15 protein-coding genes are annotated in these 17,544 nt (G+C 67.1%); 2 read left to right on the top strand and 13 right to left on the bottom strand.

Features of this window, described 5'->3' with window-relative positions; translation table 11 throughout:
- Nucleotides 1-171: 171 nt before the first annotated feature.
- The 3 genes from lipA to RT456_RS18100 are packed head-to-tail and all read right to left on the bottom strand — an operon-like array spanning nucleotide 172 to nucleotide 2,173.
- Nucleotides 172-1,182, bottom strand: coding sequence for a lipoyl synthase (gene lipA / locus RT456_RS18110; protein ID WP_313348645.1), 1,011 nt, complete (start codon nucleotides 1,180-1,182; stop codon nucleotides 172-174).
- Between the two features lie 17 nt (nucleotides 1,183-1,199).
- Nucleotides 1,200-1,907 carry a lipoyl(octanoyl) transferase LipB gene (gene lipB / locus RT456_RS18105; RefSeq protein WP_313348643.1) on the bottom strand — a complete coding sequence of 236 codons (708 nt, stop codon included), beginning with the start codon at nucleotides 1,905-1,907 and terminating at the stop codon, nucleotides 1,200-1,202.
- Nucleotides 1,895-2,173, bottom strand: coding sequence for a DUF493 family protein (locus RT456_RS18100; protein ID WP_313348641.1), 279 nt, complete (start codon nucleotides 2,171-2,173; stop codon nucleotides 1,895-1,897). The genes lipB and RT456_RS18100 overlap by 13 nt, the downstream gene beginning before the upstream one ends.
- Nucleotides 2,174-2,416: 243 nt before the next feature.
- On the opposite strand from RT456_RS18100, the gene RT456_RS18095 reads away from it, so the two are divergent.
- Nucleotides 2,417-3,427, top strand: coding sequence for a lipid A deacylase LpxR family protein (locus RT456_RS18095; protein WP_313348647.1), 1,011 nt, complete (start codon nucleotides 2,417-2,419; stop codon nucleotides 3,425-3,427).
- 239 nt (nucleotides 3,428-3,666) lie between these two features.
- Here the strand turns inward: RT456_RS18095 and RT456_RS18090 are convergent, their stop codons facing one another.
- From RT456_RS18090 to RT456_RS18055, 8 genes are all read right to left on the bottom strand, one after another.
- Nucleotides 3,667-4,884 carry a D-alanyl-D-alanine carboxypeptidase family protein gene (locus RT456_RS18090; protein ID WP_313348639.1) on the bottom strand — a complete coding sequence of 406 codons (1,218 nt, stop codon included), beginning with the start codon at nucleotides 4,882-4,884 and terminating at the stop codon, nucleotides 3,667-3,669.
- Between the two features lie 99 nt (nucleotides 4,885-4,983).
- Nucleotides 4,984-6,213 (bottom strand): septal ring lytic transglycosylase RlpA family protein, encoded by a 1,230-nt coding sequence (locus RT456_RS18085; RefSeq protein ID WP_313348637.1) that lies wholly within the window; start codon nucleotides 6,211-6,213, stop codon nucleotides 4,984-4,986.
- Complete coding sequence (mltB, locus tag RT456_RS18080; protein WP_313348635.1) at nucleotides 6,210-7,355, bottom strand: lytic murein transglycosylase B; 1,146 nt, start codon at nucleotides 7,353-7,355, stop codon at nucleotides 6,210-6,212. Before mltB ends, RT456_RS18085 begins: the two co-directional genes overlap by 4 nt.
- Before the next feature lie 725 nt (nucleotides 7,356-8,080).
- Nucleotides 8,081-9,193 carry a rod shape-determining protein RodA gene (gene rodA / locus RT456_RS18075; protein WP_313348632.1) on the bottom strand — a complete coding sequence of 371 codons (1,113 nt, stop codon included), beginning with the start codon at nucleotides 9,191-9,193 and terminating at the stop codon, nucleotides 8,081-8,083.
- Nucleotides 9,190-11,256: a penicillin-binding protein 2 gene (gene mrdA, locus RT456_RS18070; protein WP_313348631.1), complete on the bottom strand. Its 2,067-nt coding sequence runs from the start codon at nucleotides 11,254-11,256 to the stop codon at nucleotides 9,190-9,192. Before mrdA ends, rodA begins: the two co-directional genes overlap by 4 nt.
- A 1-nt stretch (nucleotide 11,257) precedes the next feature.
- Nucleotides 11,258-11,743: a rod shape-determining protein MreD gene (gene mreD, locus RT456_RS18065; protein WP_313348630.1), complete on the bottom strand. Its 486-nt coding sequence runs from the start codon at nucleotides 11,741-11,743 to the stop codon at nucleotides 11,258-11,260.
- Entirely contained in the window at nucleotides 11,740-12,861 is a 1,122-nt protein-coding gene (mreC, locus tag RT456_RS18060) for a rod shape-determining protein MreC (RefSeq protein WP_313348629.1), read from the bottom strand. The genes mreD and mreC overlap by 4 nt, the downstream gene beginning before the upstream one ends.
- Before the next feature lie 147 nt (nucleotides 12,862-13,008).
- Complete coding sequence (locus RT456_RS18055) at nucleotides 13,009-14,055, bottom strand: rod shape-determining protein (protein ID WP_038686189.1); 1,047 nt, start codon at nucleotides 14,053-14,055, stop codon at nucleotides 13,009-13,011.
- Between the two features lie 275 nt (nucleotides 14,056-14,330).
- On the opposite strand from RT456_RS18055, the gene RT456_RS18050 reads away from it, so the two are divergent.
- A complete protein-coding gene (locus RT456_RS18050) occupies nucleotides 14,331-15,269 on the top strand; it encodes a carbohydrate kinase family protein (RefSeq protein WP_313348627.1) in 939 nt (312 codons plus the stop codon).
- A 311-nt stretch (nucleotides 15,270-15,580) separates the two neighbouring features.
- On the opposite strand, the gene RT456_RS18045 is transcribed toward RT456_RS18050, so the two are convergent.
- A complete protein-coding gene (locus tag RT456_RS18045) occupies nucleotides 15,581-16,312 on the bottom strand; it encodes a hypothetical protein (protein WP_313348624.1) in 732 nt (243 codons plus the stop codon).
- Nucleotides 16,313-16,416: 104 nt separating this feature from the next.
- The gene (locus tag RT456_RS18040) at nucleotides 16,417-17,265 is read right to left on the bottom strand and encodes a hypothetical protein (RefSeq protein ID WP_313348622.1); all 849 of its coding nucleotides are present in this window, start codon (nucleotides 17,263-17,265) and stop codon (nucleotides 16,417-16,419) included.
- Nucleotides 17,266-17,544 lie beyond the last annotated feature (279 nt).

The following is a 17,544-nucleotide window of genomic DNA, read 5'->3' as shown; positions in this document are numbered from 1 at the left end:
GAAAGGGTAAGGCGGCCCGGCGCTCGACCCACCGGCAGCCGCTGTTGAGGGACCTTCGCCGGAAAGGGTAAGGCGGCCCGGCGCTCGATCCACCGGCAGCCGCTGTTGAGGGACATTCGCAGACAAGGGTATGGCGGCCCCGCGCTCGCCCCACCGGCAGCCGCGTCTGATTCAGCCTACGCCAGCGCCCTTCGCCTGCACGTCGGCGTGGTACGACGAGCGCACCATCGGGCCAGAGGCCACGTGGCTGAAGCCCAGCTCGTAGCCGTAGACCTCCAGTTCCTTGTATTCCTCGGGCGTCCAGTAACGTAGCACCGGGTGGTGGTGCGCGGTCGGCTGCAGGTACTGGCCGATGGTGATCATGTCCACGTCGTGCGCGCGCAGGTCACGCATCGTCGCCCGCACCTGGTCCATGTCCTCGCCCAGGCCCAGCATGATCCCGGACTTGGTGGCGATGGTGGGGTGCTGCGCCTTGAAGTTCTTCAGCAGCGTCAGCGACCACTGGTAATCCGCACCCGGCCGCACGTTGCGGTACAGGTCCGGCACCGTTTCGATGTTGTGGTTGAACACATCCGGCGGGTTCGTCGCCAGGATGTCCAGCGCCCGCTCCATGCGGCCCTTGCCGCGGAAGTCGGGCGTCAGCACCTCGATCCGCGTGTTCGGCGACGTGGCGCGGATCGCCCCGATGCAGTCGGCGAAGTGCTGGGCACCGCCGTCGCGCAGGTCGTCGCGGTCCACGCTGGTCACCACCACGTACTTCAGACCCATGTCCGCCACGGTCTGCGCCAGGCTGGCCGGCTCGCCGGCATCCGGCGGCTTCGGTCGGCCATGGGCCACATCGCAGAACGAGCAGCGGCGGGTGCAGACTTCGCCGAGGATCATGAACGTCGCGGTGCCGTGGCTGAAGCACTCGTGGATGTTCGGGCAGCTGGCCTCTTCGCAGACCGTCACCAGGCGGTTCTCGCGCAGTTTGGCCTTCAGCGTCTGCACCGCGTTGCCCGACGGAATCCGGACCCGGATCCACGACGGCTTGCGCAGGACCGGCGCGTCGGCGAACTGCACCGGCGAGCGGCCGATCTTGTCACCGCCCAGCTGTTTGACTCCCGCCTGCAACGGCGCGGCGGACGGCGTGTCGCCCTGCACGACCTGCAGGGGAATGATGCGAGCGGTGGTTTCAGTCATGGCCTTGGTCGGCGGCACTAGGCCGCGTCAGTCAGATCGGGCAGGTCAGCGGCAGGCTGGAGGTCCAGGCCGAACTGGCGGGCCAGATGGCCCAGCAGCACCGGCTTGACGGCCGCCATGCCGGACGGTCCCCCCAAGTCTACCATCGAGGTCACCTGCAGCCCTTGGTAGCCGCAGGGATTGATGCGGTGGAACGGCTCCAGGTCCATGGCCACATTGAAGGCCAACCCGTGGAAGGTGCAGCCGCGGCGGACCCGGATGCCCAGTGCGGCCACCTTGGCCCCGCCCACGTACACCCCCGGCGCCCCGTCCAGGCGTTCAGCGCCGATATTCCATTCGTCGAGCGTGTCGATGATCGCCTGCTCGATCCGGCACACGTAATCGCGCACCCCGATCCCCAGCCGGCGCAGTTGCAGGAGCGGGTAGACCACGATCTGGCCCGGCCCGTGGTAGGTCACCTGGCCGCCGCGGTCCACGTGCAGCACCGGAATGTCGCCCGGCGCCAGCACGTGCTCGTCCTTGCCGGCCTGCCCCAGCGTGAACACCGGGTCGTGCTCGACCACCCACAGCTCGTCGGCGGTGGCGTCGGTGCGGGCATCGGTGAAACGCTGCATTGCATGCCAGACCGGCGCGTAGGGCTGGCGGCCCAGGTCGCGCACGATCGCCGGTTGCGCCGGGCGCTCGCCCGGGGCGGGCGTCAGGACATCGCTGGCTACAGCGTCCACTTCACTTCCGGGTGGTCGCGCAGTGCCGCGTGCGCGGCGTCGAGCTGCGCGCGGTCCTCCGCCATGAAGACCAGTTTCACGGACACATACTTGCCGTTGGACGAGGTCTTCCAGTTGATGCGCTCTTTGAGCACCTGGATGCCGGCCGCCTGCAGCAGCAGCGGGAGTTCGTGCTCCAGACCGATGTTGGCCGAGCCCATGGCGCTCAGCTCGAACTGACCGGGGAACTGGAAGCCGTGTTCGGGATTGTCAGACTTGATTTCCATGAGGGCGATTATGGGGACGGTCGCGACCGAACCCAAGCACCGCGTGAACATGGCCACAGTTGCACCCAACGCCACGTGAAAATCCGGCTTCACCAGCGATACGCACCGATGTGTGCGCGGGCCTGTTCAAGACATCACGCTGTGAATACGCTCACCCAGCTTAAAAAAGACCAAATCCTGAGCGGGACTCCCATGCGTTTGAAGACTTGTGTGTTGCCGGCCGCACTGGCCGGTGTACTTGCGATGGTCGCCCCTGCCGTGCAGGCCGCCGACCAATGTGGACCTGACGCGATGAGCGAGCACCCGCCCCAGGTCAATTTCCGCGTCGACAACGATCTGTTCGGCGGCGCGGACCAGGACCAGGGCTATACCAACGGTGCGCAGATCACCCTGGTCTCGCCGAACCTGGTCGACTACACCAATGACCCTTGCCTTCCCCGCCTGGCGCGGTGGGTCAACCGCCACCTCGAGCGCCTGGCCCCGGGCGAGTTCGAGCAGCAGAACATGCTGTTCAGCTTCGCCCAGCAGATCTACACGCCAAAGGACTTCACCCGCCGCGACGTGATCGAGGACGACCGTCCTTATGCGGGCGTGCTGGTGGGCAGCTTCGGCTACAACGCCCGGCGCGGCGATCGACTGCAGACGACCCAGCTGACGCTGGGTGTGGTCGGGCCGTGGGCACTGGGCAAGGAAGTGCAGGACGTCGTGCACGACGCGCTGGGCGACGAGAAATTCCAGGGCTGGGACAACCAGCTGCACAACGAACCGGTGGTGATGCTGACCCACGAGCGCATGCGTCGCTGGGGTAATGCCGAGGACAACCTGGGCGGGTGGGGATGGGATGCGATCAGTCACTACGGTGGCGCGGTAGGCAACCTGGCCACCCACCTCAACGCAGGTGGCGAAGTCCGCGTTGGCTGGAAGCTGCCGGACGATTTCGGCAGCACCCCGCTGCGCCCGGCCGGCGAAAACACCGCGCCCACCCGCGGCGGCAAGCCCACGGGGTGGTCGTTCCACCTCTTCGCCACCTCCGATGCGGCCTGGGTGATCCGGGACATCACGCTGGACGGCAACACCTTCCGCAACAGCCACAGCGTGGACAAGCGCAACTGGGTCGCCCAGGGCGGTTACGGCCTGGCGGTGATGTACAACCGCTGGAAGTTCGCCCTCGCCCGCTACCACAGCACCCGCGAGTTCGACCTGCAGGAGCAGTCGCCGATCTATGGCAGCTTCACGATCAGCCGCTCGCTGTAAGCGAGCGGCGTGTAGAGCCGACTGGGTAGAGCCGACTGTTAGTCGGCTTAAGCCCAACGCGCAGCACAAGCATCCGGAGCCAGGGGGCTCACCGTTGCAGGGTTGAGGCCGGGTTGAACAATCGAACGAAGCCGCGCGTCAAGTGTTCATGACGTTGGAACGGAGGGCAGCCGACTAACAGCCGGCTCTACCCCGCCGGGTTCGCCCAAAAAAAGGCCCGCGTTACGCGGGCCTCTCTTTTATTCCGATTCCCACCACATCCAGAAGCTGTCCCACAGCCGCTTGAAGAAGCCGGCTTCTTCCACGGCGGTCACGGCCACCAGCGGGGCCTGGGCCACCACCTTGCCGTCCAGCGTGACCTTCAGCGTGCCGACCTGCTGGCCCGCGGTGAACGGCGCTTCCAGGGTCTTGGGCACGTCGATGCTCGGCTTCAGGTCGTTGTAGCGACCGCGCGGCACGCTGACCAGCAGCGGCTGGGCCACGCCCAGCTGCAGCGTGGCGGCCGTGCCCTTCCACACCTTGTGCTCGGCCACGGCCTTGCCCGGCTCGTACATGCGGTGCGTTTCGAAGAAGCGGAAACCCCAGTTGAGCAGCGCCAGGCTGTCGTCGGCACGCTGCTTTTCCGAGCTGCCGCCCAGCACCACCGCGACCAGACGCTGGTCACCGCGCTGGGCCGAGCTCATCAGGCAGTAACCCGCCTCGGAGGTGTGACCGGTCTTGATGCCGTCCACGCTCTGGTCGCGCCACAGCAGCAGGTTGCGGTTGGGCTGGGTGATGCTGCCCACGGTGAATTCCTTCACCTTGTTGTAAGCGTAGGTTTCCGGGTAGTCACGCACGAACGCACGGCCCAGCAGTGCCAGGTCGTAGGCGGTGGTGTGGTGGCCCGGCGCACTCAGGCCATGGGCGTTGACGAAGTGCGAATCCTTCATCCCGATCTTGGCCGCATAGCTGTTCATGAGCGATGCGAACGCTTCTTCGCTGCCGGCCACGTGTTCGGCCAGCGCGATCGCCGCGTCGTTGCCCGACTGGATCGCCATGCCCTTTTCCATGTCTTCCAGACGCGCGGTCTGGTTGACCGGGAAGCCGCTGTAGCTGCCGTCGGTGCCGGCGCCACCTTCGCGCCAGGCGCGCTCGCTCATCATCACCTGGTCGTCGGTACGGACCTTGCCGTTCTTGACCTCGGCGGCGACCACATAGGAGGTCATCACCTTGGTGATGCTGGCCGGAGCCAGCTGTTCATTGATGTTCTCGCCGGCCAGCACCTGGCCGGTGGCGTAATCCATCAGGATCCAGGCCTTGGACACGCTGGGCTTCGGCGCCGGGGGAGTGGCGATGGCGGCCGGGGCGGCAGCGGCAGGAGCGGGTGCCGGCGCCGGCGTCGGCAAGGGGGTCTGGGCGGAGACCATGCCCACGAACAGGGTCGTGGCCATGGCAGCAGCGGCAAAGCGGAATTTCATCGGACAGCAAGCTCCAGGAGGGCGCCAAGGGGATTACAGGGGACGGCCATTGTAGGCCCATGGGGTGGCCGGACGCAGGCGCGCCCGGGGGAACGGCGTTCAGTCTTTGACGATCTGCGGCGACCCGAATCCCAGACCGACAATGCGGCCGGCAAGTTCCGAGGCACTGGCATGGTCGGCTGCCGGCACGCGCAGCCGCCACAGGGTGCGGCCGCCACTGACGATGTCGCTGATGCTGGCGCCGACGATGCCGGCCGAGGACAGCTGGCCCAACGCACGGGTGGCGTTGTCGCGGCTGGCGAAGCTGGCCACCTGCAGCAGCACATTGCCCACCTGCTGCTGCAGCGTGGGGCTGGGTGCCGGCGTCGGGGCGGTGGCCGGGCGCGGTGCAGCCGCCACCGGCGCGGCGCTGGGCAGGGCGCTGACCGTGACCGCCGGGTTTTCGATGGCCGCCGCCTGGGTGGCCGCCGGTCGGGTGCCCGCCGGTACCGCCGGGCTCGGGGCGGCCGGCAGCTTGCCGACCAGCCGGTCCATGTCGCTGTCCCGGCGCACTGGCGCCGTGGCCACAACCACGGGCGCTGCGGCGGCGGCGCGGCGTTCACGCCACGACGGTTTATCGGCCAGCAGGTTGCCGTCGCCCGGGGCCAGCGCGCGCACCTCCACGTTGCCGGTGCCGCGCTGGGTGATGCCCAGGCGCACAGCGGCGGCGTAGCTGAGGTCGATCACGCGCCCGTCGTGGAAGGGCCCACGGTCGTTGACGCGCACGATCACCGATTCGCCGTTGTCCAGGTTGGTGACCCGCGCGAAGCTGGGCAGCGGCAGGGTCTTGTGGGCGGCGGTGAAGGCGTACATGTCGTACACCTCGCGGTTGGAGGTCAACCGGCCGTGGAACTTGGCGCCGTAGTAGGACGCGGTGCCCTTCTCGGCATAGCCGCTGGTCCTGTCCATCACCTCGTACTGCTTGCCCAGCACCACGTAGGGCGACTTGTTGCCGACCGGCGAACGCGGCAGGTCCACCACGTCCGGCTCGGGAATGCACGCCACGTTGGGAATGTAGGTGGGCGTGCTGTCATTGACGCCGGGCTTGTACAGCCCGCCAGCGCGGTAATTGCCGCGCGTATTGGGGTCCTCGGACGCGGCCTGGTACGGCGAGCCGTCCGGGCAGTGCGCAGGACGCCCGCCCTTGCTGCCCTGCCCCTGCACCAGCGTGCCGCCGGGCTTGGCCCCGCTGGCGGCGGCAGCCGGTTTCTTCGGGGCGCTGCTGCAGGCGGCCAGCGCCAGCATCAGCAGCCCGGGAACCCACCATCGGCAGCGTGCGCGTGCGTTCATGCCGGCGGCAACTCCTGTCCCGCGATGGCCTGGGACAACTGGTACACCGCCATCGCGTACCTCTTGGACAGGTTGTAACGGGTGATCGCGTAGTAGTTCTGGAAGCCCAGCCAGTACTGCTTGCCCGTGCTCGCTTCCAGCGTGATCGGGGTGGCGGTCAGCCCCGCCGGAACCGGGACGCTGGGCTGGTAGCCGCGCTGGGCCAGGTCGGACAGCGTCCAGGTCGGGGTCCAGTCGGTGGGATCGAAGGGCGCGCGGCCAGCGGCCAGCGTGGCCGGTACCGCCACCGGACCGCCGCGTACCCAGCCGCCCTTCTTGACGAAGTAATTGGCGATCGAGGAGAACACGTCGTCATGACTGGTGAACAGGTCGCGGCGACCATCGCCGTTGCCGTCCACCGCGAAGTCCTGGTAGCTGGAGGGCATGAACTGCCCCATGCCCATCGCTCCAGCGTAGCTGCCCTTGATGGCGAGGATGTCCAGCTTCTCGTCGCGGGTCAGCGCGAACAGGCGCGCCAGTTCGTCGCGGAAATACAGCTCGCGGCGCACTTCGCGCTCGAGCTTGGCCGGGTCGCCGCTGCGCGGGTAGTTGAAGGCGAGCGTGTACAGCGCGTCCAGCACGCGATAGCTGCCGGTGTTGCCGCCATAGCTGGTTTCCACGCCGATGATCGCCACGATCACCTCGGCCGGTACGCCGGTGCGCTGCTGCACGCGCATCAGTTCATCGCGATGCGTGGCAAGGAATTTCTTTCCGCCCTCGATGCGCGCCTGGCTGATGAACATCGGCCGGTATTCGTTCCACGGTTTGACCCGCTCGGCGGGCCGGGACATGGCCGCGATGATCGGCGCGCGCACCTGCGCCTGGGCCAGGGTGGCGTCAATCTGGGCAGCGGGAATGCCGTAACGGGCCGCGGTATCACGTACGAAGTTCGCGCGTGCCACCTCGAACGGAACCGGGGTCAGATCCACCGGCGGTGCGGTGGCAGCGGCGGCTTCCGGCGCGGCTTCCGCCGGCCCCCGGTGAACGCCACCCGGCTTGTTGGGCGCACCCGACGCCTGCGGCGGCGGAGACGGGGAATGCGGTTGGGTCGCGCAGGCAACCAAACCGAGCGTAAGCATGCAGGCCAAAGTGCGTCGGATCATCGCCGCAGGTTAGCAGGTCAAAGATGAAATAAAACCCCTAACACCATGAATCCCAACGGATTGCTTCGTCGAGAGGGCGGTTCGTTAACCCAGCGTGTAATCGCGCTGACCTAAAGCCCCATTCACAGTGCTGATGGAGTAAAAGCGCCCTTCTTGTTGAAGGGGCGCGCCGACAGGCGCGGGTTAAGGTGGTATGCGTGGGCCTGCCGCGCCTTGGGTGCGGCAGGCGCGCGCCGATGGCGCGGGGGATAGGTGGAATGCCCGGACCTTATTCGCCTCTGGCGAATAAGGTATACCGGTTGCGTCCCCATCCCCATGGACGCAACCGGCCTACCGACCCAGTCGGTACCGGCACGACGCGCAACTCCCCAGCGCGCGGCCTGCCCCCTGTACCCGTCGGGTCAACTACTTCCCGCCAGCGCCTGGTGCATCGCTTGGCTCGACGCCCGGCTGCTCGCGGGCCGCCATTGTGCAGGCGCTTTACGACATGTCCATTGATCCGGATCAAGCACATTCATATCTGTGCGCTACATCCCACTTTTACGTCGTTTTGTTGACGCGACTTCCACTTTAGGCGACGGTTTTGTCGTCTTTGGCACGTTCCAAGCGCGCTTTTTGCGCAAAAGACCGCCCGCGCCAGTCGATCTTTTGACTAGACATATCTATAAGGTGTAGCTGCGACGGAATGTCGCCGCGACCGGGGATGCACACCGCGCGGGGTCGGCTCAGCCGTATCCGCCATGCACCGGGTTGTGGCTCCGCGCGGCCATGACCAGCCCGAACCCGGCCAGCAGCGAGACCGCCGAGGTACCGCCGTAGCTGATCAGGGGCATCGGCACGCCCACCACCGGCAGCACGCCGGAGATCATGCCGCCGTTGACCAGCACATAGACGAAGAACGCCAGGCCGGTGGCCCCGGCCAGCAGGCGGGAATAGGAGTCGCGCGACTGCGAGGCGATCCACAGGCAGCGCCCGATCACCAGCAGATACAGCGCCAGCACCACGGCCACGCCGATCCAGCCGAATTCCTCACTGAGCACCGAGAATGCGAAGTCGGTGGTCTGCTCGGGAATGAAGTTCAGGTGCGACTGCGAACCCTGCCCCCAGCCCTTGCCGTCGAAGCCACCGGAGCCGATCGCGATCTTGGACTGGATGATGTTCCAGCCCGCGCCCAGCGCATCGCTCTCGGGGTCGAGGAACATCATGATGCGGTCCTTCTGGTACGGCCGCAGCAGCCAGATCCAGGCCACCGGGGCCGCCGCAGCGACGCCGCCGACCGCTACGCCCACCCACCACCACGGCAGGCCGGCCAGCAGCAGCACGAAGGCCCCGCTGGCCGCGATCAGCACGCCGGTGCCGAAGTCGGGCTGCAGCATCACCAGCCCGGTCGGCACGCCGATGATCACCGCGCTGACCAGCACGGTGGAGAAGCGCGGCGGCAGCGGCATGCGGTGCAGGTACCAGGCCACCATCATCGGCAGGCTGACCTTGAGCAGCTCGGCCGGCTGCAGGTAGAACAGTTTCAGGTCCAGCCACTGGCGCCCGTACTTGCCGGTGCCGAGCACGAACACCGCCATCAGCGGAATCATCGAGATGGCGTAGATCAGCGGCGTTGCCGAGCGGATGCGCAGGATGGACATCCGCGAGATGCACCACATCGCGGCCAGGCCCACCGCGAAGCGCGCGCCCTGCGCGAACACCAGGCCATCGCCCCCGGCGCTCTTGAGCACCGCCAGGCCGATCAGCATCAGCGCGCCCAGCGCCAGGCACAGCACCCAGTCCAGGGTGCTGCTGAAGCGGACGGCCATGTCGGTCGCCCAGCGCAGGAAGACCTTCATCGGGCGTGCTCCGGCGACGTGGGGGGAAGCGCGGCAGCCGGCACCGGCGCACCCGGCAGCGGCGACGGCACGGGGGCCGGAGCGGGCACACCCACCACGACCGGCAGCAACTCCAGCGCGGCGGCCGCGGCATCGCCGGCCTCGCGCGCGGCATCGCCACCGCCGTCGAAGGCGGTGATGCCGATGGCCGTGGTACCGCGAACGCTGTCCAGCGGCTCCATGCCGTCGGGCATCTTGCCCAGCAGCCACGCGTCGAACAGCTTGCGGGCGATCGGGGCGGCGGCCGAACCGCCGTAGCCACCGCCTTCCACGGCGATCGCCACCGCGATCACCGGGTTCTCGGCCGGGGCGAAACCGACGAACAGCGAGCGGTGGCGCAGGTGCATGGGCAGGCTCTTGGGATTCACCGCCGCGGTGCCACGGCGGCTGATCACCTGCGCGGTGCCGGTCTTGCCGGCGATGGTATAGGGCGCGCCCGCCGCCGCGCGCGCGCCGCTGCCGCCGGGGCGCATGGTGCCCATCATGCCTTCGCGTACCGCCTGCAGGTTGCCCGGGCTGGGACTGACCGGCTTGCTGTCGCCAGCCGGCATGGTCGCCCAGTCCGCATCGAACCCGGCGCGCTGCTGCATCACCAGGTGCGGGGTGCGCAGCTGGCCATCGCCAATGCCGGACACGCCGTGCACCAGCTGCAGCGGGGTGACCTTCCAGTCGCCCTGGCCGATGCTGACGTTGACGGTGTCGCCGGGGTACCAGCGTTCCTTGCGCGACTTGTACTTGTTCTGCGGCGAAGGCAGGATCCCGCCGATCTCGCCGGTGAGGTCGATACCGGTGGGCGCGCCGAAGCCGTAGTAGCCCATGTAGTGGTCAAAGCGGTCGATGCCCATGTCCAGGGCCAGCTTGTAGTAGTACGTGTTGACCGACTGGGTGATCGACTTGCGCAGGTCGGTCCAGCCATGTCCGCCACGGTTGGCATCGCCCCAGCCACGCGAGGTGCCCGGCAGGTAGAACATGCCGGTGGAGAGGATCTTGTCCTCGGGCTTGCGCACGCCGCTGTCCAGGCCGGCCAGGCCGATCAGCGGCTTGATGGTGGAACCGGGCGCCACGCCGCCCAGCACCAGGCGGTTGAACTGCGGCCGCGAGGGATTGTCGTTGAGCGCCTTGAAGTCGGTGTGCGAGATGCCGTTGACGAACAGGTTGGGGTCGTAGGACGGCAGGCTGACCATGGCCAGGATTTCGCCAGTGCGCGGGTCCATTGCCACGGCGGCGCCGTCGAAGTCGCCGAACGCGGCCACCATGGCCCGCTGCAGGTCGGCGTCGATGGACAGGCGCAGGTCGTTGCCGGACTGCGCGGCCACTCGCCCGATGGTGCGGATGGCCCGCCCCTGCACGTTGGTCTCGACCTGCTCGTAGCCGACCTTGCCACGCAGCTGCTGCTCGTAATAGCGCTCCAGCCCGGACTTGCCGATATGGGTCAGCGCGGCATTGCCCTCGCCCAGCGTCTCCAGGTCCTTGTCATCGACCCGGCCGACGTAGCCGATGATGTGCGCGAACAGGTCGCCGTACGGGTAGCGGCGGGTCAGGTAGGGTTCGAGCTCCACGCCGGGGTAGCGCCAACGGTCCACGGCGAAGCGCGCCATTTCCTCATCGGTGACGCGCAGCTTGAGCGTCACCGGCAGGAAGCTGCGGCGCGCCTTGCGCGACTTGTTGAAGGTCTCGATGTCTTCCGGGCTCAGGGCCAGGATCTTCGCCAGCCCGGCCAGGGTGGCGTCCATGTCCTTGACCTTGTCCGGGGTGATGTCGAGCCGGAACGCGGGCACGTTCTCGGCCAGCAGGCGCCCGTTGCGGTCGTAGATCATGCCGCGCCCGGGCACCACCGGACGCGGCTTGATGCGGTTGGCTTCCGAGCGCGTGGCATAGACGTCGTGGTCCAGCACCTGCAGCTTGAAGTACCAGCCGCCCAGCCCGACCAGGCAGACCAGCACGCCGAGGAAGCCGAGCGCGGCGCGACGCCGGAACTGCTCGGCCTCGGCGTGCGGATTCTTGGCCTGGCGGCGCACGTACATGTCAGCGCCCGCGACGTCCGAAGCGGACCGCATCCAGCAGCACGAACACCAGCGGCCACAGGCCCATGCCCAGCAACGGCGCCCACCAGTACGACCACGGCAGGGTCGGTTCGCCCACGGCGATGTGGACCACGGCACTGACGATGCGGTCGTTGAACAGCAGGCCGCCGATCGCCAGCACCTGCTGGGACATCGGGAAGAAGCGGATGCGGGCGCGGAAGCGCTGCAGGATGAAGGTCAGCATGACCAGCCGCAGCGCCTGTTCGCCCAGCACGCCGCCATACAGCAGATCGGCGACCACACCGCAGACAAAGGCCACGCCCAACCCGACCCGGTCCGGCGCCTCGATGACCCAGTAGGCCAGCACCAGCGCCAGCCAGTACGGCCGCAGCGGCTGCAGCAGCGCCGGCAACGGCAGCAGCCCCAGCAGCAGCGCCAGCACGATGCTGACCGGCAGCACCCAGGGTTTGTCGCGCAGGCGGCTCATGGGGTCGGCCCCGTTGACGATGGCTGGGGTGCAGGTTGGGCCGGCTCCGATGGAGCCTGCGTGGGCCGACTAACAGTCGGCGCTACCGTAGAGCCAACCGGCGAGGAGCCCCCTTCTTGTTGAAGGGGGCGCGCCGAAGGCGCGGGGTTAAGGGGGAATGCCCCCCCGGCAGCCGGATTCGTCGAAGACGAATTTGGCTGAGGCGGTTCATGCGCCGCAGGCGCAGGAGCCGCCGGTCCGCCTGCAGCTTCTGAAAGCTGCAGGTTTGGTGGGACTCGGATTGCAGCGCCCGGCCTAAGGAGCAGCACATCGCGGCCGCGGTCGAGCTGGGCGGCGGGCTTGAGCTCGCCGACCAGGAAGGCGTGGGTGTCGTCGGGGCGCAGCGCGGTGATCCTGCCGACCGGGAAGCCGGCCGGGAAGCGACCGCCGAGGCCGGAGGTGACGATCTCATCGCCCACCTCCACGCCTGCGCTGAGCGGAATGTCGCGCAGTTCCAGGGTATCGCCACGGCCGTACACGATCAGGCGCACGCCATTGCGGGCGACGGTGACGGGCACCGCATGATCCGGGTCGGTGAGCAGCAGCACGGTGGCATTGCCGCCGGTCGTGGCGATCACCTGCCCCATCAGGCCGCCCGAGTCGATCACGGCCTGGCCCACGTGCACGCCATCGCGGCTGCCGGCGGCCAGCACCAGGCGCTGACGCACCGGGTCCAGGTCGATGTCCAGGATCGGCGCCAGCTGCACGTCCAGCCCGCTGCGCTCGGCAACGTTGAGCAGTTCGCGCAGCTGCGCGTTGTCCAGCGCCGCGGTCTGCAGGCGGGTCAGGCGCGCATTGGCGATCAGCAGCTGGTTGCGCAGCACGCGATTCTCGTCGACCAGCTGGCCGTGGCTGGCCGCGTTGTCCTTGACCTGCGTGCCCAGCCGACCCGGCAGGCCGGCCAGGGCCCACACCGGTTGCACGAGGACGTTGGCCTGGGCGCGCAGGCGCGCCAGCCAGCCAGCCTGGTCGTCGAGCACGATCAGGGTGATGGCCAGGGCCAGGTAGGCGAGCAGCCGCAGGGGGCTGCTGGCATCACCCTGGCGGGAGGCTACGGGAGGACCGGCGTAGGGCGGCACGACTGGCTTCGACTGGACAAGAGGGGAAGGAAGCGCGCGGGCGCCACCGGGATGCGACAACGCCCCGGCGCTGCGATGCCCGGCGTGGCAGGCACGCAGCGGGCATCACGCCGCAGGGGCGCGTCTACGGCACAGGAACGGTACGACTTACTCCGGCGCAAAGAACTCGTTGCCGTGCATGTCCACCAGCTCCAGCGCACGACCGCCACCGCGGGCCACGCAGGTCAGCGGATCGTCGGCGACCTGCACGTGCAGGCCGGTTTCCTCGGAGATCAGGCGGTCCAGGTCACGCAGCAGGGCGCCACCACCGGTGAGCACGATGCCGCGCTCGGCGACGTCGGCGCACAGTTCCGGCGGGGTCTGTTCCAGCGCCAGCTTGACCGCGCTGACAATGCCCGACAGCGGTTCGTGCAGGGCTTCCAGCACCTCGTTGGAGTTGATCTTGATCATCTTCGGCACGCCCTCGGCGAGGTTGCGGCCCGAGATCTCCATTTCGATGACTTCGGCCTGCGGGTACGCGCAGCCGAGCTCGACCTTGATCCGCTCGGCGGTCGCTTCACCGATCAGCATGCCGTGGTTGCGGCGCACGTAATTGGTGATCGACTCGTCGAAGCGGTCGCCGCCAATGCGCACCGAGGCGGAATAGACGATGCCGTTCAGCGAGATCACCGCCACCTCGGTGGTGCCGCCGCCGATGTCGATGACCATCGAACCGCGCGCCTCGGTCACCGGCATGCCGGCGCCGATGGCGGCCGCCATGGGTTCTTCAATCAGGAACACGTCGCGGGCACCGGCCTCTTCGGCCGATTCCTTGATGGCGCGGCGCTCGACCTGGGTCGAACCGGCCGGCACGCAGACCAGCACGCGCGGGCTCGGGCGCAGGAACCGCGACTTGTGCACCTTCTTGATGAAGTGCTTGAGCATCGCCTCGGTGTAGGTGAAGTCGGCGATGACGCCGTCCTTCATCGGGCGGATGGTGGTGATGTGGCCCGGCGTACGGCCCAGCATCTGCTTGGCCTCGGCGCCGACGGCGGCCACGGAGCGGGTGCCACCGATGGCGCGGTCCTGGCGCACGGCCACGACCGACGGCTCGTTCAGCACGATTCCCTGCCCGCGCACGTAGATGAGGGTATTGGCCGTGCCCAGGTCAATGGACAGGTCATTGGAGAACATGCCACGCAGTTTCTTGAACATCTGGGAGTTGATCCTGAGGGGTGTCGCGCCCAACGCGGGATGGCGAAAAATTGGGCAGAATTCGAGACCGACAAGCCTAGCAATCCCCCTGTGCGCGAGCAAGGACAAATCTGGCCCAACGCCAGCCTTGGCGGCCATTCAGGCGGATCCGGACAGCCGGGGTTCTGGCCCTGCGGCGTCTCACCCGTTAACCTTTGCGTTATTGGGCGCCTCAGGGCGCCGTTTCGTTGCCCGCCAGGCGGGCCTCAAGCTACCTTCCACATAGGCCTTAATCGATGTCCGCTTTGATCTGTGGTTCTCTTGCCTTCGACACCATCATGGTGTTCCCGGACCAGTTCAAGAATCACATCCTGCCGGACAAGGTGCACATCCTGAACGTCTCGTTCCTGGTGCCGCGCATGCGCCGGGAGTTCGGTGGCTGCGCCGGCAACATCGCCTACAACCTGCACCTGCTGGGCGGCGACCCGATCCCGATGGGCACCGTGGGCTCGGACTTCGGCCCGTACCGCGAGTATTTCCAGGGGCTGGGCATCGACCTGACCCGGGTGAAGGTGATCGATGAGCTGTTCACGCCCCAGGCGTTCATCACCACCGACCACGACAACAACCAGATCACCGCCTTCCACCCGGGCGCGATGATGCGGTCCTACGAAAACCACGTGAAGGACGTGCCGGGCGTGACCCTGGGCCTGGTCGGCCCGGACGGCCGCGAAGGCATGATCCAGAACGCCGAGGAGTTCTCCGCGGCCGGCGTGCCGTTCATCTTCGACCCGGGCCAGGCCATGCCGCTGTTCAACGGCCCTGAACTGCGCACGTTCATCGAGCAGGCGGACTACGTGGTGGTCAACGATTACGAGTCCAACCTGCTGCAGGAACGCACCGGCTGGGACGAAACGGCGATCGTGAGCCGGGTCAAGGCCTACATCACCACCCGTGGCCCGAAGGGCGCGGTCATCCACACCCCGGAAAAGACCTACGACATTCCGCCGGCGCACGAGCGCCGTGTGGTTGACCCGACCGGCTGCGGCGACGCGTTCCGCGCCGGCCTGATCTACGGCATCGAAAAGGGCTACGACTGGCTGACCATCGGCCGCATGGGCAACCTGATGGGCGCGCTGAAGGTCGAGCACCCGGGCACCCAGAACCAGCGGTTCACGTTTGACGAGTTCAACGAGCAATTCAAACAGCAGTTCGGTTACGCGCTGGGCGCGTAACCGCACTGCTGGTTGAATTGCTCGCCCACTATTCGCCTTGGCGAATAGTGGGCCCCCGGGCATTCCACCTATCCCCGCGCCTGTCGGCGCGCCCCCTTAACAGAAGGGGGCTGTTTCTCCAGAGGGGATACGGGCGCCTGTAGTGCCGACTGTAGTGCCGACTGTAGTGCCGACTGTTAGTCGGCAATGCTCCTAACGCGTGGGTTTGGGTGCGGTGCGGAATGCAGCCGACTAACAGTCGGCTCTACCCAGTCGGCTCTGTAGTGCCGACTGTTAGTCGGCAACGCGCTCTACGCCTTCGCTCCGGCCGCTCAATTCCACCCGTTCGGCATCTTGCTGGCGTCCACGCCGCCGGTCTCGAAGACGGCGGTGCGGGTGCCGCCGGCCTTGACCGGGAATTCGATGCTGATCGATTTCGCCTTGCGCGCCAGCTTCCACAGCGCCTTCTGGTCAGTGATGAACATGGCGATCGCCTCGTCGGTCTTCGGTCGCCATGCGGCCATCGAGATCGGCTTGCCGTCGTCGACCGTGACTTTCACCGTGCACTGCGGGCAGCGGAAGTCACCGGCCTGCAGCACCAGGTACGCGTGCCGCTTCCACTCGGGGTGGTCGCGGAAGATCAGCTGCACCGGCTTGGGGCCGGTGCCGTCCACGTCCACGCGTTCCTTGCTGTAGATCGACGCCGAGACCTGGTTGCCCTTGCTGCCCACGGGCACCTGGTTGTACTGCCACAGGCCCTGCATGCGGCGCAGCTCGCGCGCGGTCTCGGCCTTGGCCTTGACCTCGTCATAGCCCGGCTCGATGCGTGCGGCCACGTCGGTGTCCTTGTACTGGTCCAGCAGCGAACCGCCGTGGATGCGCGCGCGTTCCCAGTCCTGGGCGGCCACCGCCATGTCGTACTGCTTGGCTACGCCTTCGGCCTTCTCTTCCTGCTGGGCTTTGGCGGCGGAGGCGGCCGCCTCCTGCGCCCTGCGTTCTTCTTCCGGGTTGCTGCAGGCGGCCAGCGCGAACGCGCAGGCGGCGAGGAGGATCAATCGTTGCATTGCAAGCTCCAGGGATCGACGACGCCCACACGCGCCACCTGCCTACTGTAACGGGGAGGGAGGTGGCGTCGCATCCCAATCAGCCGCACGCGTGCATTCGGTGTCTACTTCGCGCCAAAGACCTTGTCGAACAGGCGCGTTTCCAGCGCTTGCGGACGTATCCTGAATCCCTGCGCAAGCCAGGTCGCCTCAAGCCTGTTGTACGCCCGCTGCGCCTTCTTTGTTGCAGCATCAATTTTCCCTTCCGCCGCAAGCTTGCCGTCGTACGCGCGCTGAAGTTCGGGATACTTCATCCTGAGCTCACCGAAGGAAAAACAAGCTCCCTTGTCCAACTTGCCGGCCAGCTTGTCGTACGCCATGGCCGCAACCGTGGCCTGATCCTGGATCACCAACATCGCGCTGACCGCATCGCTGTAATCGCTGAACTGCTGCCGATGCTCAGGCGTGGACGCATGGTGCTCGGAATTGTAAAGCAGTGCCTTCGCTTGAATGGCTTCGCCGGTATGGGGCTGAAGAGGGGGTCGGATAGTGGACAGATCACCATCCCATGGGTTGGGCTTGGGCACGGGTTTGATCTGCGCTGCCCGCTGCACGACAGCGTCGCGCTTGCCGGGCATTTCCTTGCCGGGCATTTCCATGTCTTTTTTATCCGGACGACGGCAATCCAAGCGGCCCTCATTCCGAACGGGCGCGCCCGCCCGGTGATTGGCAGGCTTGGCAGCGGGCAACGGGGGAGACGCGACCGCGGGTTTGTGGTTTCTGATGTCCCTCAGCGCCTGCTCCAACTGGCGCACGCGGCTCCCCACATCATGTTCCAGGCTGTGGTTTCCCGTGAGGCGCTTCAGCTCAGCGCTACTGTAAGCGCCGTTGCGCAGCTCCGTCAGCGACGCCGTGATCCGATCCTTGGAATTCGACGTCACAGCGGAATCAGCCTCCGCCAGGGCCGCCTTCACTGAAGCCTTCGTGAGTCCGGAAGGGGAATTGCGTTGGTCGAGGGCCGCCGCGACCTTATGACCAATGTTATCGATAACGCCCTTAAGCAGTGGATATTCCTATGAACCGAGAGCTCGGAATAATAGGAATCCAATCACATACACGCCTTCAATAACCCATCACCACGCCCCGCGATGTTCAGCGACACCGGCATGCCGCCAAGCCGGGCGGTGGCACGAGTATGTCGTAATCATCCCGACCCCCGGACACGACAACGGCGGGGTTTCCCCGCCGTTGTC

Source organism: Stenotrophomonas sp., assembly GCF_032099025.1.
In the GTDB taxonomy this organism is placed as follows: Bacteria; Pseudomonadota; Gammaproteobacteria; order Xanthomonadales; family Xanthomonadaceae; genus Stenotrophomonas.
This window is presented reverse-complemented; position numbering and strand designations above follow the sequence as displayed.